The sequence below is a fragment of the Falsiroseomonas tokyonensis genome (assembly GCF_019024325.1).
In the GTDB taxonomy this organism is placed as follows: domain Bacteria; phylum Pseudomonadota; class Alphaproteobacteria; order Acetobacterales; family Acetobacteraceae; genus Falsiroseomonas; species Falsiroseomonas tokyonensis.
Map to the genome: position 1 here is coordinate 1,271,792 of NZ_JAFNJS010000001.1, position 19,896 is coordinate 1,291,687.

Genomic DNA, 19,896 nt, shown 5'->3' on the forward strand with positions numbered 1-19,896 from the left:
ACAAATGCTGGCTCGAAGGCCGGGCGGCGGCGGCGCTACCAGGATCGGCAGCTGGCCGGGCCATCCGGGCCGCCGCCGACGAGGAGCGCGCGTGATGCAACATCTGCCTGGCGGGGACATGCAGAGTGCCCAGGCTCCGCGGTTCGGCCGGCGACTCCTGCTCGGCGGTGCCACAGCGCTCGCCGGGATCACCGCCGCGACACCGCTGACGCGTACCACCGGGCCCGGCCAGGCACGCGCCACCGAACAACCGGCGCCATCAGCCGTCGTCGTGGCCGAAGACTGGCAGGATTTCGCCCGCCGCTTCATCACTCCCGAAGGACGGGTGGTGGATTCGGGAAATCAGGGCATCTCGCATTCGGAAGGTCAGGGCACAGGCTTGCTGTTCGCGTTGCGCTTCGGTGACCGCGCCAGATTCGAGCGTATCCTGGCATGGACCCGGGGCACATTGCGCCGGCCGCATGACACGCTGCTCGCCTGGCGCTACCAGCCGGGTGCCGCAACGCCGGTCGCGGACCTCAACAATGCCAGCGACGGCGACCTGCTCGTCGCCTGGGCGCTGGCGGATGCGGCGGAGCGCTGGTCGAGCGGCGAGTGGCGGAGTCTTGCGGCGGAGATGGCGCGCGACCTGCTGCGCCGCGCGGTGCTGCCGCGGCCGGAGGGTGCGATGCTGCTGCCCGGGGCGGAGGGCTTCCTCAAGGTCGACCATCTCGTCGTGAACCCCAGCTACTTCGTCCTGCCCGCCTTCCGCACGCTGGCGCGCGTCGCGCCGAGCCCAATTTGGCGTGAGCTCGAGGCCGGCGGCATCGCCCTGGCCGAGACGGCACGCTTCGGCCGCTGGCGGCTTCCGGCCGACTGGGTGGCGCTGCCGCGCGGCGCCGGGCGCCCGGCCCCCGCGCCGGGCTGGCCGCCGCGGTTCTCCGACGACGCGCTGCGCGTGCCGCTGAACCTCGTCTGGGCCGGCCAGGCGCAGCATGCGGCGGTGCGCGCTGCGGTCGCGTTCTGGACCGACCCGGGCCACCGCGTCATGCCCGCTTGGGTAGACCTGCGCACCGGCCTCGCCGCGCCCTATGCCGGCGATGCGGGACAGGAGGCGGTGGCCCGCCTGGCGTTCGCCGCGTCGGTGGGCAACAGGCGCGACAGCGCCTTGCCCGCGGTCGCCGATGCGGTGCACTACTACCCAGCGGCGATCACGCTGATGGCGCGCCTCGCATGGCAGGATCTCGGCCTCTCCGCGCCGTTGGTCCCGGGCTGCGCCAAACAGGCTGCCGTCATGTCGGCACGCCGGCGGGATGCGTGACAGATCCAGTCAGCGGTTCCCATCCGTTGCCACCAGGACGTATGGTGCGTCTCCCAGTCGTCGCGACTGGCGATTACGGAGCGTTGTGATGGATGTGGCGGCGCAGGTGCTGTTCGAACGCCATCCCGACCCGGTCTGGGTGCTCGATGCCGCCACGCTTCAGTTCCTGGACGTCAACGACGCGGCCATTGCGGCCTACGGCTATTCGCGTGCGGAGTTCCTGGCGGTCACGGCGGACGAGATGGGCTTGCCGGAGGATGCCCCCGCGCTGCGACACAGCCTGGCCTCCGCCCCCGGCGGTTCCGACCACGCCCGCGTCTGGCGCCATCGCAGGAAGTCGGGCCATGCCATCCATGTCGAGCTGACCTCCCAGGGCCTTGATATCGGCGGGAGGCCCGCCAGGATCGTCGTCGCGCGGGATGTCAGCCGCCACGTCGCCGGCGAACGGGCCTGCGCCGAGGCACTGCATCGGGAGGCCGGGTTGCGCCGCGCCGCGGAAGACGCACGCGGCCACTATCAGGGCCTGGTGCAGGTGCTGCCTGGGCGCTACCTGGTGCTGGATGCGGTGACGCAATCCGTCGTGGCAACCAGCGACGCCTACCTCGCCGGCGCAGGCCTGCAGCGCGACGCCGTGCTCGGCAAGCCGCTGTCCGGAATCTTCGGCCCGGACGATGCGGAGGCGATGCGTGCCTCCCTCAAGCGCGTCGTCGCGACGGGTCTGGCCGACACCCCCGGCCGGCCCGCCGGCGTCAACGCGCCGGTGCGCGGCACGGACGGCACGGTGGTGCTTATCGTCCACCAGCCGGGGGGGATCCCGGGCGACGGGCCGTGCGGGCGGGCGGACGTCCTTGCCCTCGAAGCGCGGCTCCAGGCGCAGGCGATGGAGGCAGCGACCCGGCGCCTTCGGGAGCAGGAGGCCACGCTGCGCAGCGCGCAGCAGATGCTCGGCATGGGCATCTGGCAGATGGAGTTGACGACCAACGCCCTTCGCTGGTCGGACAACCTCTATGCCCTGCACGGCGTCGCGCCGGATGAGTTCGGCCACACCCGCGATGCGTATGTCCGCCTGGTGCATCCCGACGACCGTGCCGCGATGCAGGACAACTTCGCGGCCTTTCTCGCGTCCGGTGACACGCATTTTCGGTTCGACCACCGCATCCTCCGCTCCGACGGCACCATCGTGCATGTGCGTGGCGAGGCGGACGCGACGGAGGCGGCCGGCCAGCGGATCCTCTCGGGCGTGGTCCGCGACGTCACACGTGACATCGAGGAAGCGGCACGGCTTGCGGAAGCGACCGAACTGCTGCGGATCGCCGGCCGAACCGCCCGCGTCGGCGGGTGGCGCCTGCAGCTGCCTTGCAGGCACGTGGAATGGTCGGCCGAGGTCGCGGCCATTCACGGCGTGCCGAATCTGCGCGGCATGCCGTTCGACGAGCTGTGCGACTTCTACATCCCGGAACACCGAAGCCGCATCCAGGCGGCGGTGGATGCCTGTATCCAGCACAGTACTCCCTTCGACGAGCCGTTCCAGATCATCGACGCCTGCGGTCGTCGCGTGTCGGTTCGCGTGATTGGCGAGGCCACGCGCGACGACGACGGGCGTGTCTTCGCGCTCCGCGGCGCCTTCCAGGACGTCTCCGAGCTGGTGGAGGCGCGGCAGCAGGCCGAAGAGATCGGCCGGCAGTTGACCAACGTGCTGGAGAACATCGGCGACGGCTTCTTCACCATCGACGCTGAATGGCGCTACACCTTCCTGAACCATGAAGCCGAGCGTCTGATGCAGCGCAGTGCGGCCGAGCTGCTGGGCCGAAGCGTCTGGGACGTGTTCCCCGAGGCCGTCGGATCGAAGCTCGCCCACGAATACGAGGCAGCGCTCACCGGGCAAGAGACGCGGCGCTTCACCGAGTTCTTCCCGCCGCTCGGCGCGTGGTTCCAGGTCACCGCCTATCCCGGCACGGAAGGGCTGGCGATCTACTTCCGGGACGTCACCCGCGAGCGTGCCGACCAGCAGGAGCTTCGCCTGTTGCAGGCCGCGGCGGCGCGCATCACCGACATCCTGCTGATCACGGAAGCCGAGCCGACCGCCGGTCCCGAAGGCCCCCGCATCGTCTATGCGAACGACGCCTTCGTCCGCCGCACCGGCTTCACGCGGGAGGACGCCATCGGCCGCACGCCGCGCTTCCTGCAGGGCCCGGCGACGGACCGGGCGGAGCTCGACCGCATCGGCGCCGCGCTGAAGGCCTGGCAGCCGGTCCGCGCCGAGCTCGTGAACTACACCAAGGCCGGAGAGGCCTTCTGGATAGAGCTGGACATCGTGCCGCTCGCCGACGAACGCGGCTGCTTCACCCATTGGGTGGCGACCGAGCGCGACGTGACCGAACGCAAGCGGGCGGAGACGGCGCTGCGCGCCAGCGAGGAACGCTTCAGGCTGGTCGCGCGCGCGACCAACGACATCGTCTGGGACGCGGACCTCGTCACCGGCGAGGTCTGGTGGAACGAGAACGGCCGGCAGCTGTTCGGCGAGAAGGCCGCGAGCGAGGCGGACCGCGTCCAGCGCTGGATCGACCTGCTCCACCCCGAGGACCGCGATCGCGTGCTGCAGTCGTCCCGCACCGCCATCGAGGGCGGTGCGGAGGTCACGCAATGCGAGTACCGGATGATCGATCATGCGGGCAGCACGCGCTGGATCATCGACCGGGCCTTCATTATTCGTGACGACCGGGGACGCGTGGTGCGCATGCTCCGCAGCATGGCGGACCAGACCGAACGGCGCGAGCTCGACGAGCGGCTGCGCCAGGCGCAGAAGCTGGAGGCGGTCGGACAGCTGACCGGTGGCGTTGCGCATGACTTCAACAACCTGCTGACGATCATCCTGGGGAATGCCGAGCTGCTGGTCGACGAGCTGCAAGCCCAGCTGGACCTCCGCCAGATGGCGGGCATGGTGATGACCGCGGCGGAACGCGGCGCGGAGCTGACCAGCCGCCTGCTGGCCTTCGCGCGCCGCCAGGCGCTGGAGCCGCGCTCGATCGATGTCGGCGCGCTGGCGATCGGGATGCAAGCCATGCTGCGCCGTACCCTGGGCGAGCACGTCCAGATCGCGGTGCGCTGCGCGCCGGAGTGCTGGCTCGCGGATGTCGATCCCGGCCAGCTCGAAGTGGCGCTGCTCAACCTCGCGATCAATGCGCGGGACGCCATGCCGCAGGGCGGCAGCCTGACCATCGAGACGGCGAACGCCTGGCTCGACGAGGACATCGCCACGCAGCAGTTCGACGTCCGACCCGGCCCCTATATCACCATCGTGGTCTCTGACACCGGAACCGGCATGGCACCGCATGTCATGGCGCGCGCGTTCGAGCCCTTCTTCACGACCAAGGAGGTCGGCAAGGGCAGCGGCCTTGGCCTGAGCATGGTCTACGGCTTTGCCCGGCAGTCCGGAGGCCATGCGCGCATCCATTCCGAACCCGGCCATGGCACGGTGGTAAGCCTCTACCTGCCGCGGTCTATGGAAGGGCAGGAGGCGGCGGCGGCACAGGACACACCTGCCGCGCTGCCACCCGGGCGCGAGCACGTCCTTCTCGTGGAAGACGACATGCTGGTGCGGGAGCATGTCAACGGCCTGATGATAGGCCTCGGCTACCGCGTCACCGCTGCCGCCGCCGGGCCCGAGGCGCTGGCGCTGCTGCGGCAGGTGCACGACTTCGACCTGCTGTTCACGGACATCGTCATGCCCGGCGGCGTGAACGGCGTGGAGCTTGCCAAGGCTGCGGTGGTGGTGCAGCCGCGGCTGAAGGTGCTGTTCACCTCCGGCTACAGCGAGCAATCCATTGTCCATGAGGGCCGGGTCGATCGCGGGGTGCACCTGCTGACCAAGCCGTATCGCCGCCACGAGCTTGCTGCGAAGCTTCGCCACGTGCTGGAAGCCTGATCGGCCGGCAATCGCCCCTGGCCCGGTCGCTTCCGGGCCCATTGCCCGGCGGCCGAACAGCCATGGGCATGATTTGGGATCGACACCAAAGCGTTAATCACGTAAATTTGCACTAACGAGGCGGGAACTTTCTGGAAGACAGCTGATGCAGTCCGCTCGGCCCGTTCTGATCGTCGAGGACGACCCCGGCGTTTCCGCGATGATCAACGCGGCCTTGACCCGCGACGGATGGCAGACCGTTACGGCGAAAACCCTCGCGGAAGGGCGTGCACGCCTGCGCGATGACCAGCCCTGCATCGCAGTCGTCGATCTGGGCCTGCCCGACGGCAACGGCATCGCCTTTGTGCGGGAAGCGTCCGGCCAGGGACGGCTTGGCATCATCGTGGTCAGTGGCCGCGGCGACGCGATGGACCGCGTCATCGGCCTTGAGGTCGGGGCGGACGATTACCTCGCCAAGCCCTTCTCCCCGCGTGAGATGGTGGCCCGCGTGCGCGCGCTGAGCCGCCGGCTGGAGCCGCAAGTCCCGACCGCAGAAGCGCCCGCCGCGGCCGAGCTCGACACGCGGCAGGCCTGGCGGTTCGGCAGCGTCAACCTGGAGCCCGCCCGCCACCGTCTGGTCGATGCCGAAGGGGCGGAGACACGGCTGACCGGCGGCGAGGCCAGGCTGCTGTCCCTTCTGCTGACGCAACAGGAGAACCTGGCGGACCGCGAGACCATCTCGGAGCGCGTGCTCGGGCGCCGCCTGCTGCCGGAACAGCGTGGAGTGGACCAGTTGGCCTCCAATCTTCGCCAGAAGCTGCACGAGGCGTCGGCCGGGCGCATCACGCTCGCCGCCGTCCGCGGCCGGGGCTACCGCCTCGTCTGGTAGCTCGCCCCCTCATCAGGAGCGGCTCATGCAGCAGCTTGCCCCGGAACCCCAGCGTCTCGGTATCCTCATGGTCGGCGATGGGCCGCAGATCGTCGACATGCTCCTGCGCTTTCTCCCCAGGCACGGCCACCAGTCCACCGGCGCCGGCGATGCGACGACGGCATCAGCCCTGGCGAAGGCGGACCCCCAGATTGGCGTTGTCACATCCGACGTGCGCATGCCCGGCGTGGATGGCCTGCAACTGACAGAGGTGCGGCGCCGCGACCGCCCCGAGGAAGCGGCGATCGAGGTGGTGCTGCTGACCGGCGGCGCGGGCACGGATGTCGCCCTCGGCGCGCTGCGCGCCGGCACCTTCGGCCTGCTGCAGAAGCCTCCCCGCCTGGCGGAGGTCGCCGAAGTCATGGATCGCGCCATTGTCCGTGGGGCCGCGCGCGCGCAGGCGGAGGTACACGCGGCCATGCAGGCCGCTCTCGCCGAAAGTACCCGGCTCGCGGCTGCGGCCTGGAAAGCCGGCACAGGAACTCGCACACCGTGGCAAGCTTGTGCGAGTGGCGCGCTGCGAAGAAGCGCATCGTCGCGTTGGCGCGTTGCAGCACGGTTTCGCGCCCGCCGCTGGCTTGTGATCGCACCGCCCTGCATCTACGATCTCGAAACGCTTGGCTGCCGCGCGGCTGGCGTGGAGGAAAGCGCATGAAGACGCCGCGCATCATCGTCGCGCTGTTCGCGCTCTCCGTGCTGCTGCCATTCGGGTTGCTGGCGGGCATCTCGGCCGAGCGCTGGACGTTGATGAAGGTCACTGCGGAGAACGACACGCTCAATACCGTCACCATCATCGAGCAGCAGGCCCGCCACATCTTCGAGACGCAGGAACTGGTGCTCAAACTCGTCGACGGCATGGTCCGCAACATGTCGGACGAGGAGGTGCGCTCCAGCAGCGTTGCCGCGCAGCTCGCCGAGTTGGCAAGCCAGCTTCCGCAGACCGTCTCCATCTGGGTGAGCAACTCGGAAGGCGCGATCATCGCCGCCAGCCTGCCGTGGCCATCCAGCCTGAGTCTTGCTGGCCTCGAATACTTCGAGGTGCATCGCCATGGTTTCGTGCCACACTTCATCAGCGAGCCCTATATCGGCCGCACCACCAACCTGCCCTCCTTCGCGATGAGCCAGCGCCGCTCCGCTCCAGGCGGTGCCTTCGTCGGCATTCTGCATGTCGCCATCAGCCCGCTGCACTTCGAGAATGCGTTCGGCGCGATGAAGCGCGGCCTGGGGGGCGCCGCCAGCCTGATCCGGGAGGACGGGGTCATCCTGGCGCGTCACCCGCCGGCCCCGGCGATCGAGCGGCTCGAACCCTCCAGCCCGCTCATGCGCGCCCTCGCCACCGGCTCGGCACGTGGCGAGCTGTACGCCAGCTCCTCGGTGGATGGGGTGGAGCGCGTCTATGCCTATCGGCGACTTGGCGCGTTCCCTGCCTTCATCGGCTACGGCGTCGACATGCCGGTAAGGGTGGCGGCCTGGCGAGCGGATCTGCTGCGCGATGCCCTGCTGGCGCTGGCCGCAACGCTGCTGCTGGCCAGCGCCACCTGGCTCGCACACCGCGCCTTCCGGGAGCGCTCCAACGCGCTGCATGCGCTGGAGCAGGAGACCGACCGGCGCATCGCCCTGGAGGCGCGGCTGGCGCAGGCACATGCACTGGAAGCGCTGGGGCGGATGGCACGGGGGGTGGCGCACGATTTCAACAACCTGCTGACGGTCGTCATCGGCAACCTGGAAATGCTGGAGGAATCCGCGACCAGCCCGGTCCAACGCGGCGTCGCGCATCGCGCGCGCAAGGCGGCGGAAGCGGGTGCGCAGCTCGCCGGCAGCCTGCTTGTCTATGCGCGCACGCAGGTGCTGCAGGTCCAGCCGGTTGCGATCGGATCGCTGCTGGAGGAGATGAAGCCCGTGCTGGAGGATCTGGCCGGGCAGAAGACGAAGGTCACGCTCGACATCGCGCCGGGCCTGCCGGACTGCCTCTGCGACCCCGCGCAGCTGCGCGCCGCCATCGGCAACCTGGTCGCCAACGCCCGCGAGGCAATGCCGGAGACCGGCGGCCGGATCGCGCTGGCCGTCCGCGAGGTCACGCTGACCGCCGGCGACCTTGCCGACAGCGACATCGCACCTGGGCGCTTTGTCGCCATCTCGGTGACCGACAACGGCCGCGGCATGAGCAGCGAGATCGTGGCGCGCGCCTTCGAACCCTTCTTCACCACCAAGACCGGTCGTCCGGCCTCGGGCCTCGGGCTGTCGCACGTCGGCGGGCTGGTGGGCCAGCTTGGCGGACGTGTGCGCCTGTCGAGCGAGCCCGGCACGGGCACGACGGTGACGCTGGAGCTGCCCGCGATGGCCGCGACCACGCGCCTTCCGCCCGCGTCCGATGAGCCCGCCAGTTCCTTGCCTGCGGCGGACGTCACCACGCCGCGTCGCGTGCTCGTGGTGGACGACCAGCCGGAAATCCGTGCCCTCGCGGAACGCATTCTGATCCGCGCCGGCTACGATGTCGCCGTGGCGGCCTGCGGCGCGGAAGCTGCGTCCCGCGTTGAGGCGGGGGAACGGGTCGACGTGCTGCTGACCGATGTCGTGATGCCAGGCGAGGTCAACGGGCTGGCGCTGCTGGAGCGTGTCCGCTGCATCAATCCAGCGGTCGCGGGGCTGCTGATGTCGGGCTACACGCCCGACACGCTCACGCTGAACGCCGCCGGCGCCGTCTTCCTGCCCAAGCCCTTCACGCGCCAGGCGCTGCTGGATGCGGTGAAGACCGCAATTGGCTGACGCGGCATGATCGTCCCGGGTGGATGGGGGCTAGGCACGTCGCCATAGACAAGTCGCGTTCCAGGCACATGCGTCGGCCTGTCAATGAGCCAGGCAGCGAGGCTCGTTGCCTGCTGGGTGGCCAATGATGAGCCGTCCGCAGCGCTGTCGCTCCCTTGCCCTGCGCGGCATGAAGAGCAGCCTCGTCACCTACCAGATAAGCTGCTGCGTCTCACGGATCTGGCTGACACGGCCTGCCAGCACGGTGACGAGGAAGGCGAAGTCGTAGCGTACCTCGATGCTTGCGGAGTTCGTCGTGCCATTGCCGGCGCTGCGCGTGACGCAGACGGTCAGCTTCGCCGGGTCGCTCAGCATCGGCGTGCGGGCAGCCAGCGCTTTGGGCGCGGTGCAGCCGGCCAGGGCCGGGTCGATCATCGCTGCGCGAGAGACGATTCCGCTCAACTCGCGGACGGATTGCGCGGTGAACATGTACCGGCCCAGATCTATGCCGCCGACGAGCAGGACAATCAGCGCCGGTGCGACCAGCGACCATTCCAGGGCAACCGACCCCGCCACTCCCAATCGGCGGCGGCGCGGCCTATTCGATGCGCAGCGTGACATTGCCAGTCAGCACCTTCACGTTCTTGAGAAGGGTGGCGTTGAAATCCTGCTGCGCGACGATCGTCAGCAAGCGCTGCCGGCCGGAGCAGGGGCTGGTGCAGCCCGGATCCGCCGCCGGCACGCCACCCCCCGCGGAGGGGCATTCGCAAGCCATCGTGACCTGCGGCGTGCGCAATCCGGCCTGGCCATTAAGTGCCGTGCTGACGCTGTTCCGGATGCCCGCCAAGTCGTCGGGGAAGGACAGCGCGTATTGCGCGCCGTCACGCGCCGCTGTCTCCAGCCGGATGGTCTGGTCGATGGCTCGGCCCAGGTCCATGACTCCGACCAGAACCGTCACCAGCATCGGCGCCGCGATGCAGAACTCGAGGGCGGCGAGGCCCCGCCGGTCGCGCGATGCCTTCCATGCCTTAAGCATCCCAACTAGCTCGCCAGCTTGACGAATTCGAGCGACGGCAAGCGCACCCCGCTTGCCGTGCAGCCCGAGGTGTCGAGCCCCGACCCGCCCTGGAATGTCATGCCCCGGACCACGAAGGCCATGCAGTTTGTCGCCGCAGCGGTATCCACGTTCGGCCCGCCCCGCAGTTCGACATTCGTCGTCGGTCCCACGATCGCGCCGCGCAGCAGCACGGCGGGACCGCCCTGGATGGTGATGCGCGCGACGCCGGTCTCCGCGGGCCAACGCCCGTCGCGATAGAAAAGCACGCCGTCGAGGCCGGTGGCGAGCTTCGGGTCGGCCGTCGTGCTGCGCGCGCTGAGGTTCACGATGGCATTCGCCTGGATGTCGATGGCACCGACATCGGACGGCTTGTTGCCGGAACCTGGCACCATGGCGATCGTCACGCCGTTGGTCGGCGAGGTGCAGAGCGGGCAGTTCACCTGCGAACCGCCGGAGACCGAGAAATTGCCCTGCGAGACGACGTAGATGCCAGGGCTGAGTTGCAGCGTGCGCCCGCCTGTCACCGACATGCTAGTATAGCAGCCTGGCGGGAGCGCGACGATGCCTTGTTCGGGCGATTCATCGAGCTTCTTCGGCGACGCGCAGGCGCTGCCGCGGGTCATGTCGTCGAGCAGGGCGGGCCCTTGGCTGGTGATACTCGCATAGGGATTGGCCGTGTCGGCCTGATAGAAGGCCGGCCGGTTGCGCGTGAAGGCCAGCTTCAGCAGCGCTTCCGCCGCTGTGCAGGTCGTGCAGCCCCCGCTCGAGATGAGCGAGGACACTCGCACGGTGAAGCTGCTGCCCGCATTGGACCCGCCCGACCCGAAGCGGAGGGAGTCCGGATGGCGGTAATTCGAGCTCAGGCCGCAATTCGGCGCCTGCAGGTTGGAGTTGCCGGCGAAGGCGATCGGCTGGCTGAGCGACAGCACGCAGGCGCCGCCAGGGTCGCTCTGCGCCACTGCCGTGGCAGAGGCGGTCACCACCGGCGCTGCGCTCATCATCGCCCGCACGAAGGGCATCGGCTGGGTCTGCTGGACAGTGACGGTGACCTGGCGCGGGCTCGTGGCTCGCAGGACCGCGACATCCACGTTCGTGATGCGTGTCTGCGTGCCGGTCTGGAAGCCGTTTCTCGCCGCCACATCGGATGCGAGCGCCCCAACGGCGACGTCGTCTGCCCCTCCGGCCATGCCGCGTGCTGCCGCGATCGCGGCCGCATCGACCGCGCTCTGCATGTTCCGGCGCACCAGGTACAGGTTGCCCACATCGGTCGCGAGCGCCGCGGCGCCGAGCAGCGCTGAGGCGCCGATCGCGACCGTGACGGCCACGGTTCCCCGGCGGTCGCGACGCAGCGCCCAGGCGGCTGACATACCCTGCGGCCGCGGAGCGGGTACACCCTTCGTGGTCGCGTGCTTTGCCGCCTGTGCGGCGCGCCGATCCGCCACTGGCGCTGTCGGGATGGGGACCATGCGGAAGGCTCCTTGATGAGCGCGCTGCAGAGCAGGGCATTGGCAGCGCCATCGCACGATGTTCGACGCCCGCCGGAATCGCCCGGCAGGTTTCGTCATGAGTTGTATGCGGTTCCCGAACCCGCGGAGGGCCATGACGGCGTCACCTGGGTCCGCATCGTCGTCGGAAACGCCTTGTCCGGACTGATGTGACCTTGATGCGGTGGCAGCATCCACCCCGCTCAAACCACCGCGCTGCGGGGGAATGGCCGCCCTACGATGTCAGCAAAGAAGTACACTCGAATACATCCGACTACACTTGAATTGCTTGCGTGACATTGTCGCAAATCGTCAGACACATTGTGAATGAGATATCAAACAAAGCAAAGCGGGGTGGGTTTAACTGACAATTCCAGTGTTGTTGGGCTTCGATCAACCGCGCATTGTGTTTCCGGCGACGGGAAATACCGCTGGTGTGCATGCGCTCACCGCGGACGCGCATTGGGTGCGTCCCAAAGCCTGTCGACCTACAACGCGGAGACAGAACATGCTGAACAAGTTCGTTACCGTCACCAAGCAGGCCGCCGCCGACCGCAAGGGCGTGACGGCCTTGGAATACGGCCTCATCGCCGCCGCGCTGGCCGTGGGCGTCATCGGTGCGTTCAGCGGCCTGTTCGGCCGGCTGGTCACCGCCCTCGGCGGCTTCACCTTCTAGGCAATGAACATGTTCGCGGCGCCGCTTCGGCGGCGCCGCACGAGGTGACCCGTGGCCATCCTGCATTCGGCTCTCCTCTACGGCGTCCCCATCCTGCTGATCGCCGCAGCCCTGCGTGACGTGGCCACGCGGACTATCCCGGATGGCTTCAGCATCGCGCTCGCAGCTGCCGGCTGCGGCCTGAGGGCGACCGAGGGGCCGCTCGCCGTGGTCCTCTCGCTCGGCAGCGCGGCGCTGCTGTTCCTGCTTCTCGTCCCGCTGCACGCCCGCGGCATGCTGGGCGGTGCCGACCTGAAGCTCGGCGCGGCCGTCGCAGTGGGCCTGCCGCCGTTCGGCACCATGGACTTCCTGTTGCTCACTGCGCTGGCGGGCGGCGTGCTCGGGTGCGTCTATCTGGCCCTCGCGCGCCTGCCCTCGCCGCAACCCTTCGCAGTCGGCATCCCGGCTTCCCTGCCCGGCCGCGTCCTGGCCGTCGAGCGCCGGCGCATCCGCCGGCGTGGCCCGCTTCCCTACGCCGTCGCCATCGCCTGTGGCGGCACGCTGGTCCGACTGATCCCCGCAGGAGGCTGATGCGCGATGATCCGCACCGTTCTCGGCGCCTGCCTGCTGATCGGCGCCGCCGGCTTTGGCTACCTGACCCTGGCAGCGCTGCGCACGGCGTCTCCGCCCGCAGCGCTGGCCGTCGAGGCCCCGCAACCCGCGCCGCCGGCGCGCGCCGCGCTGCTGGTCGCAGCGCGTGCGCTGCCCGCGGGCACGCTGGTGAAGGACGAGGACTTCGCGGTGCGTCACATCAACCCGGCGGAGCTGCCGGATGGCGCGCTCGAGCATTCTGACGAGGTGCGCCAGGAACTGCGCGGCGGCATGCTGCGCCGCTACCTCGACCCCGGCGCCACCGTGGCGCGCACCGACGTGCTGCGCCCGCGCGACCGCGGCTTCCTCGCCGCCGTGCTGCGCCCCGGCACCCGCGCCATCGCGGTGGGCGTGGATGCCGTGACGGGCGCGGCGGGATTGATCTGGCCGGGCGACCGGGTGGATGTGATCCTGACGCAGGAACTCGACGCCGCCGCCACCCCGCTCGGCCGCCGGGTGGTGGGGGAGACCGTGCTGACCGGTGTCCGCGTCATCGCCGTCGACCAGCATTTCACCCAGGGCGCCACGCTCGAGCCAGGCCCCGGCACCGGTGGCACGCAGCGCGGCATCGCACGGACCGTCACGCTCGAGGCCACTGCGGAGGAGGCCGAGCGTGTCGCCGTGGGCGGCCGGCTCGGGCGGCTGTCCCTGACGGTCCGCGCGATGGAGGACACAGCGCAGGCGTCGCAGGGCGATGCAATTCCGAATTCGGTCTTCGGCGGCGACGTCTCCCCGGCGTTGTCACGGGCCGGATCGGCGGTCGGGTCGCGCATGCGCGTCCTGCAGGGCAACGACACGCAGGAGGTCGTCTTCCGGTGAGATGGCAGGCCCGGTTCGCACTGCCCCTCGTCCTGACATTTGCCGCCCTGCTCGCCGCGGGCAGCGCCGACGCCCAGAGGCGGTCGCGCGACCCCGAGCCCGCATCACCTGCGCGGGATGCCGGCGCCCTACCCCGTGTCAGCCAGATCATGCCGCGCCGCGGTCCCGTGGCCAATTCGGAGCCCTTGGCGCCCGAGGCTGCGCTGCGATCGGAATTGACGCTGGAGGCCGGGCGGGGCCGAGCGGTGACGTTGCCGACGGCGGCCTCGACGGTGGTGGCGGCCGATCCGCGCATCGCCCGCGTTCAGCCCACCTCGCCGACCAGCCTTGTCATCATCGGCGTCTCAGCGGGACGCACCACGATCCTCGCCGCGGCCGAAAGCGGCGCCACCATCGCCGAGTATCTCGTGACGGTGCGCGGCGGCAACCCGCCGGCCGGTGCGTCCGCCCCCGCCGCCGCGCCTGCCCCGGCCGCAGCGCGGCCTTCCGCCGCTGCCATTCAGGCAGCGATCCGCCAGGCGGTGCCGACCCTCCAGGGGCTCGGGGTGCAGGCCACGGCGTCCGCCGTGATCCTGACAGGCACCGCCGCCACGGCTTCCGAGGCGCAGCGCGCCGAGGCCGTCGCCAAGGCCTTCGCCGGCGAGGACGGGCAGGTCCTCAACGAGATCGAGGTGATGTCGAGCATCCAGGTGAACCTGCGCGTCCGCGTCATGGAGATATCACGCGAGATCACGCGGGAGCTCGGCTTCAACTGGCAGGCCCTGGCGAATAGCGGGAACTTCGTGCTCGGCCTGCGCTCGGGCGCTGCCGCGGCCAGCGTGATCAGCGGCCTCACCACGGGCACCGCGACGCTCGGCGCGCCGACGCGCTTCGGCGCGGGCGTCACCTCCTCGCGCTTCGACATTAACGCCATCGTCGATGCGTTGGCGCAGGACCGCCTGGCCACCATCCTCGCGGAGCCGAACCTCACGGCCCAATCCGGCGAAACGGCAAGCTTTCTCGCGGGCGGCGAGTTCCCGATCCCGGTCGCGGCCTCGCAGATCGGCCAGATCACCATCCAGTTCAAGCAGTTCGGCGTCAGCCTGGCCTTCGTGCCGACCGTGCTCGGCCCTGACCGCATCAACCTGCGGGTCCGCCCGGAGGTCAGCGAATTGTCGGAGAACGGGTCCATCACCGTCCCGCTCGGTGCCGGCACGGTCCGCATCCCCGCCCTGGCGGTACGCCGGGCGGAGACGACGGTGGAGCTTGGCAGCGGGCAAAGCTTCGCGATCGCGGGCCTGCTGCAACGCAGCTCCTCCCAGGTGTCGGACGGCGTGGCCGGCCTGGGCGAAGTGCCGGTGCTCGGCGCGCTGTTCCGCTCCGAGCGCTTTCGCCGCAGCGAGAGCGAACTGGTGATCATCGTGACACCCTATCTCGTGCGCCCGGTCTCCGACCCGCGCCGTCTGGCCGGCCCCACGGACGGCTTCCGCCCCGCCACCGACCTCGACCGCCTGCTCCATGCGCGGCAGGTCGCGCGGGGCCTGCCGCACCAGCCGCTGCCGACCGAACGGCGCGACGCCGGCTTCATTCTGGAGTAGCGCCGATGCCCCGCACCACCTGCCTGACCCTGCTGTTGACCTGCAGCGCGCTGGCCGGCTGCGGTGGCGCGACGGATCCCTTCGACCGACCCGGCACATTGCGTGCGCGCGGCCTGAACGACGCCAACCTGCGCGCCATGATCGCCGATCCGTCGCACCTTGAGCGCGGCGTGGCCACCACGACGGAGCGCGGCGCGGCCGCCGCGACAGGCGTTGGCCTGCTGCGCAACGGCCGGCGGCGGGAGCTTCCCGGGGCGCCCGCGCAGGGGTCGCCGGTGTTCCTTCCAAGCGCGGCGGGCCAGAATGGCAATCGCTGACGCCGCGCCCCGCGCGACCGCACCCGCCATGCCTGAGCGCGTGGCTCTCCTGGCCTTCGCCACCGACGATGAAACGGAGGCGACGCTGCGCGCCGGCCTGTCCGACACGGTCGAGGCGATGCCGGTGCGGCGCGGCGGCATCCGCGCCGCGATCCGCGCGCTGGAGCGGGAACGGACACCGCGCGTGCTGGTCGTGGACCTTTGCGGCGAAGGCGATCCGATCGGCGCGCTCGACGCCCTGGCCGCGGTCTGCGAGCCGGACGTGACGCTGCTGGTCACGGGCGAGCAGTCCGACATCGGCTTCTACCGCGATCTCACGCGGGATCTCGGCGTGGCGGAATACCTGCACAAGCCGCTGACCCGTGAAAGCGTGGCGCGCGTATTCGGCCCGCGTGTCGCCGGGATGGCGGAGGCGCCGGCGCATCGCGGCAGCCGTATCGTCACGGTGTGCGGCGTGCGCGGCGGCGTCGGCGCCACCACCATCGCGGTCAACCTGGCGCTGCAGGTCGCCGAGACCACGCATGGCCATGTCGGGCTGCTGGACCTCCATCTTCGCGGCGGGACCGCGGCGATGATGCTCGGCCTGCGCTGCTCGGCAGGGCTGCGCGTTGCGCTGGAGAATCCGGACCGGGTGGACGCGCTGTTCCTGGAACGCGCCTCGGTCCTCGCCTCGGACCGCCTGCGCCTGCTCGCGGCCGACGAGCCGCCGGAGGCGGAGATCGCGCCGAAGCCCGAAGGCGTCACGCGCCTGCTCGATCTGCTGCGCGCGCGCTGCAGCATCGTGGTGGTGGACCTGCCCTATCCACCCGGGCCGATGGAACGCCAGGTGCTCTCGCTTGCACGGCAGCGCGTGCTGGTGCTCGGGCCGGATCTCGCAGGGGCTCGGGACCTGGTCGCGGCGCGCAAGCTGCTCGCGGGGCTGCAGGGCAACGGCCCGGTGCTCACCGTGCTGAACCGCGCCGGCGCGCCGGGCACGTTGCCGCTCAACATGATGCAGGAAGGGCTGGGCGGCCTGCCCGATGTGGTGGTGCCCGACCTGCCGAAGCAGCTTCCGCGCGCTGCCAACCTCGGCCGCCCGGCGCTGCACGACAGCGCCGCCCTGCGCAAGGCCCTGGCGCCACTGGCGTTGGAGGTGGGCGGCACGCGGCCGCACGCGGCGTCGCGCTCCTGGCTCGGGCGCCTTCGGGAGAGGATCGGGCGATGAAGCGCTTTGGCCGCAGATCGGACGCCCCGCCACCGGAACCCACGGCCGAATCCGCCACCGGCCAGCACGCCCCGCTCGCGCCCCGGGTGGAGCCCGAGGTCGCCGTCGCCGCGGAGAAGGCGCGCGTGATCGCGCAGCTGCGCACCACCGTGATGGACCGCATCGATCCAGCCGTCGCCGCCAGGCTGTCGCCCGAGCAGCTTTGCGAGCAGCTGGCGCGGCTGGTGCACGAGGTTGCCGGCCAGGAACGGCTGGAGCTCACGCTGCGCGAGCAGGCGGCGCTCGCCGAGGAATTGACGCAGGACATGGTGGGCTACGGTCCGCTCGACCCGCTCCTGCGGGACGAGACCGTGACCGACATCATGGTGAACGGTCCCGACTGCGTCTTCGTCGAGCGCCGCGGCCTGATCCAGCGGGAGTCGGTGCTGTTCCGCAGCGGCGCGCAGCTGGCGAGCATCGCGCAGAAGATGGCGGCCGCCGTCGGCCGGCGCGTCGACGAATCGAGCCCGCTGGTGGATTGCCGCCTGCCTGATGGCAGCCGCGTCAACGTGGTCTTCCCGCCGCTGGCGCTCGACGGCGCCTGCATCTCGATCCGGAAGTTCGCCAAGAAGAAGATCGACTTCGGTTCGATGGTTGCGAATGGCAGCATCTCGGAGCCGATGGCGCGGGTGCTGGAGATCGCCGGGCGCTGCCGGCTGAACATCCTGATTTCCGGCGGCACCGGATCGGGCAAGACCACGCTGATGAACGCACTCAGCCGCTGGATCGACCATGGCGAACGCGTCGTCACCATCGAGGACGCGGCCGAACTGCAACTGCAGCAGCCCCACGTCGTGCGGCTGGAGACGCGGCCGCCCAACCTCGAGGGGCGCGGCGAGATCACCCAGCGCGACCTGCTGAAGAACGCGCTGCGTATGCGCCCGGACCGCATCATCGTGGGCGAGGTGCGCGGCCCCGAGGCCTTCGACATGCTGCAGGCGATGAATACCGGCCATGACGGTTCCATCTGCACCGTGCACGCCAACACGCCGCGCGATGCGCTGACGCGGGTGGAGAACATGGTGCAGATGGGCACCACCAGCCTGCCCCCGCGCGCCGTGCGCATCCAGATCACCAGCGCCGTGGACCTGATCATCCAGGTGCAGCGCATGCGCGACGGCCAGCGCCGCGTCACGCATGTGACGGAGATCTGCGGACTGGAAGGCGAAGTCGTGACGCTGAACGACGTCTTCCTGTTCGAGTACCAGGGCGAGGACGCGAACGGCCGCATCCGCGGTCGCTGGGTCTCTCCCGGCATCCGCCCGGCCTTCGCGGACCGGCTGGAGTATTTCGGCCTCCTATCCGCCTGGATGGCGGCGACGGAGCCGCGCTGAACATGGCGAACCTCCCCCTGCTGGCAGCCTCCGCCGCCGGTGCCGCCTGCTGCGTCGCAGCGCTGTTCACGCTGCGCGCCCCGGACGGCGACAAGCAGGTGCGGGGACGCATGCGGATGGTCGCGCTGCCGGCCGCCGCGGCGGCGCCGCGGGGCCCGGACATCCGGCGCGACAGCGGCGAATCGGCGCTCGATCGAGCCCTGGCCCGCTGCGGACGTTCGCCGCACGTGCCGTCCGCCTGGCGGATTGCCTGGCCGCTGGTGCTGCTTGGCGGGATCGCCGCGGCGTGCGGTGCGGCCTTCGTGGCGGCGACGGTTCTCGGCGCGCCGGCGGCGCCCATCGCCGGGCTGGGCGGTTTCCTGCTGATGGTGAATGTCCTGTTCAGGGGCGAGGTGCGGCGTTACCGCGACCGGATCTTCCAGCAGATCCCGGACGCGCTCGGCCTGATCCTGCGCGCCATCCGCGCGGGGCTGCCGATGGCGGAGGCGATCGCCAATGCGGCACGCGAGGTCCCCTCTCCCACGCGGGAGGAATTCGCGCGCGTGGTCAGCGGCACCGCGATCGGCCAGCCGCTGGATCGCGCGCTGTTCGGCCTGGCGGAGCGGACCGGGCTCACCGAATACTTCTTTCTCGCCGTCACCATCGGCCTGCAGTCGCAGACCGGCGGCAATCTGGGCGAGACGCTGGAGAACCTGGCGGACATGGTGCGCAAGCGCGTCACGATGATGGCCCGCGTGAAGGCGGTGACGGCGGAAGGGCGGCTTTCCGCGATGATCATGGCGGGGCTGCCCTTCGCGGCCAGCGGTGCGATCGCGCTGACCAGCCCCGGCCATCTGGTGCCGCTGTTCACCACGGATGGCGGCATCCGCCTGCTGCTGGTCGGGCTGCTGCTGATGGGCTCCGGGCTGCTGATCATCCGGTGGATGCTGCGCTCCGCGGTGTCGGACTGAGCGATGGACGCGACGCTGGCCACCGTCCTGGGCGTTCTCGGCCTGCTGCTGTGGCTGGCGGGCGCCTGGCTGCTGCTGGGCCGTTCCCCGCGGGAGGAGGAGATCACCGCCCGCCTGCGCGCGCTGCGCGACGGCGGCACGCCGGTGCCGGGTGCGATGATCAGCGGGCGGTCGATGCTGCTCGGCGCATTGCGTCGGGTCGGGGAGGTGCTGCGCGACCGCGCCATCCTCTCGGCCACGGACCTCGCGGATCTCGAACGCACGGTCGCCGCCGCGGGCTACAACCCACGCCGCGCCGTCTCGGTCTTCATCGGCACCAAGGCGACCTTGTTCCTCGCCCTGCCCGGCGCCGGTCTCGGCCTTGCGACGCTGCAGGGCGATGGCAACGAAGTGACCTTCACGCTGGTGGCCGCGGTCGTCGGGCTGATGGGCCCCAACTGGGTCCTGGGCTTCATGCGCCGGTCCTACGTGGCCGCGCTGCGGCGCGGCGTGTCGGATGCGCTGGACCTGCTGGTGGTCTGCGCGGAAGCGGGGCTCGGCCTCGATTCCGCGGTGGACCGCGTGGCGCGCGAGCTCGGCCCCTCGAACCGCGCGGTCGCCGGCGAATTCGCCCTGCTGGCGCATGAACTGCGCGTCCTGCCGGATCGCCGCATGGCGCTCGAGCGTCTGTCGGAGCGGGCGCCGATCGACACCTTGCAGCGCCTGGCGGGCACCCTCTCGCAGACCTTCCGCTTCGGCACGCCACTGGCGCAGGCACTGCGCATCCTGGCGGCCGAATGCCGGCAGGATCGCATGCTGCGGCTGGAGACGAAGGCAGCGCGGTTGCCCGCGATGATGGTGCTGCCGCTGATCCTGTTCATCATGCCCTGCCTGTTCATCGTGCTGGTGGGGCCCGCGATCATCACGCTGTCCGAGCGAATGGGAGGCTGACG

At 70.4% G+C, this 19,896-nt stretch carries 18 protein-coding genes; 15 read left to right on the forward strand and 3 right to left on the reverse strand.

Annotated elements, in window-relative coordinates; genetic code table 11:
• Positions 1 to 94 precede the first annotated feature (94 nt).
• From J3S20_RS05780 to J3S20_RS05800, 5 genes are all read left to right on the forward strand, one after another.
• Entirely contained in the window at positions 95 to 1,300 is a 1,206-nt protein-coding gene (locus J3S20_RS05780; protein ID WP_246602276.1) for a glycosyl hydrolase family 8, read from the forward strand.
• 88 nt (positions 1,301 to 1,388) lie between these two features.
• On the forward strand, positions 1,389 to 5,225 hold the full coding sequence (locus J3S20_RS05785; protein WP_216835297.1) for a PAS domain S-box protein: 3,837 nt from the start codon (positions 1,389 to 1,391) through the stop codon (positions 5,223 to 5,225).
• 145 nt (positions 5,226 to 5,370) lie between these two features.
• Positions 5,371 to 6,093, forward strand: a complete 723-nt coding sequence (locus J3S20_RS05790) for a response regulator transcription factor (RefSeq protein WP_216835298.1) — start codon at positions 5,371 to 5,373, stop codon at positions 6,091 to 6,093.
• A gap of 25 nt (positions 6,094 to 6,118) precedes the next feature.
• Entirely contained in the window at positions 6,119 to 6,787 is a 669-nt protein-coding gene (locus J3S20_RS05795) for a response regulator (protein WP_216835299.1), read from the forward strand.
• Entirely contained in the window at positions 6,784 to 8,898 is a 2,115-nt protein-coding gene (locus J3S20_RS05800) for a hybrid sensor histidine kinase/response regulator (protein WP_216835300.1), read from the forward strand. The genes J3S20_RS05795 and J3S20_RS05800 overlap by 4 nt, the downstream gene beginning before the upstream one ends.
• Positions 8,899 to 9,087: 189 nt before the next feature.
• On the opposite strand, the gene J3S20_RS05805 is transcribed toward J3S20_RS05800, so the two are convergent.
• From J3S20_RS05805 to J3S20_RS05815, 3 genes are read right to left on the reverse strand one after another with little or no spacing between them, the layout of a single operon-like run.
• Positions 9,088 to 9,498: a TadE/TadG family type IV pilus assembly protein gene (locus tag J3S20_RS05805; RefSeq protein ID WP_216835301.1), complete on the reverse strand. Its 411-nt coding sequence runs from the start codon at positions 9,496 to 9,498 to the stop codon at positions 9,088 to 9,090.
• Positions 9,476 to 9,913: a TadE/TadG family type IV pilus assembly protein gene (locus J3S20_RS05810; protein ID WP_216835302.1), complete on the reverse strand. Its 438-nt coding sequence runs from the start codon at positions 9,911 to 9,913 to the stop codon at positions 9,476 to 9,478. Before J3S20_RS05810 ends, J3S20_RS05805 begins: the two co-directional genes overlap by 23 nt.
• Positions 9,914 to 9,918: 5 nt before the next feature.
• Positions 9,919 to 11,400, reverse strand: a complete 1,482-nt coding sequence (locus J3S20_RS05815) for a pilus assembly protein TadG-related protein (protein WP_216835303.1) — start codon at positions 11,398 to 11,400, stop codon at positions 9,919 to 9,921.
• 15 nt (positions 11,401 to 11,415) lie between these two features.
• On the opposite strand from J3S20_RS05815, the gene J3S20_RS05820 reads away from it, so the two are divergent.
• From J3S20_RS05820 to J3S20_RS05865, 10 genes are all read left to right on the forward strand, one after another.
• Positions 11,416 to 11,592: a hypothetical protein gene (locus J3S20_RS05820; protein ID WP_216835304.1), complete on the forward strand. Its 177-nt coding sequence runs from the start codon at positions 11,416 to 11,418 to the stop codon at positions 11,590 to 11,592.
• A gap of 334 nt (positions 11,593 to 11,926) precedes the next feature.
• Positions 11,927 to 12,094, forward strand: a complete 168-nt coding sequence (locus J3S20_RS05825) for a Flp family type IVb pilin (protein WP_216835305.1) — start codon at positions 11,927 to 11,929, stop codon at positions 12,092 to 12,094.
• A gap of 51 nt (positions 12,095 to 12,145) precedes the next feature.
• Entirely contained in the window at positions 12,146 to 12,664 is a 519-nt protein-coding gene (locus J3S20_RS05830) for an A24 family peptidase (RefSeq protein ID WP_216835306.1), read from the forward strand.
• A 6-nt stretch (positions 12,665 to 12,670) separates the two neighbouring features.
• Positions 12,671 to 13,543, forward strand: coding sequence for a Flp pilus assembly protein CpaB (gene cpaB / locus J3S20_RS05835; protein ID WP_216835307.1), 873 nt, complete (start codon positions 12,671 to 12,673; stop codon positions 13,541 to 13,543).
• 149 nt (positions 13,544 to 13,692) lie between these two features.
• Positions 13,693 to 15,120 (forward strand): type II and III secretion system protein family protein, encoded by a 1,428-nt coding sequence (locus J3S20_RS05840; RefSeq protein WP_216835308.1) that lies wholly within the window; start codon positions 13,693 to 13,695, stop codon positions 15,118 to 15,120.
• A gap of 5 nt (positions 15,121 to 15,125) precedes the next feature.
• Positions 15,126 to 15,437: a hypothetical protein gene (locus tag J3S20_RS05845; protein ID WP_216835309.1), complete on the forward strand. Its 312-nt coding sequence runs from the start codon at positions 15,126 to 15,128 to the stop codon at positions 15,435 to 15,437.
• A 40-nt stretch (positions 15,438 to 15,477) separates the two neighbouring features.
• Positions 15,478 to 16,641: an AAA family ATPase gene (locus J3S20_RS05850; protein WP_216835310.1), complete on the forward strand. Its 1,164-nt coding sequence runs from the start codon at positions 15,478 to 15,480 to the stop codon at positions 16,639 to 16,641.
• Positions 16,638 to 18,014 (forward strand): CpaF family protein, encoded by a 1,377-nt coding sequence (locus tag J3S20_RS05855; protein WP_216835311.1) that lies wholly within the window; start codon positions 16,638 to 16,640, stop codon positions 18,012 to 18,014. Before J3S20_RS05850 ends, J3S20_RS05855 begins: the two co-directional genes overlap by 4 nt.
• 2 nt (positions 18,015 to 18,016) lie before the next feature.
• Positions 18,017 to 18,964: a type II secretion system F family protein gene (locus J3S20_RS05860; protein ID WP_216835312.1), complete on the forward strand. Its 948-nt coding sequence runs from the start codon at positions 18,017 to 18,019 to the stop codon at positions 18,962 to 18,964.
• Positions 18,965 to 18,967: 3 nt separating this feature from the next.
• A complete protein-coding gene (locus J3S20_RS05865; protein WP_216835313.1) occupies positions 18,968 to 19,894 on the forward strand; it encodes a type II secretion system F family protein in 927 nt (308 codons plus the stop codon).
• Positions 19,895 to 19,896 lie beyond the last annotated feature (2 nt).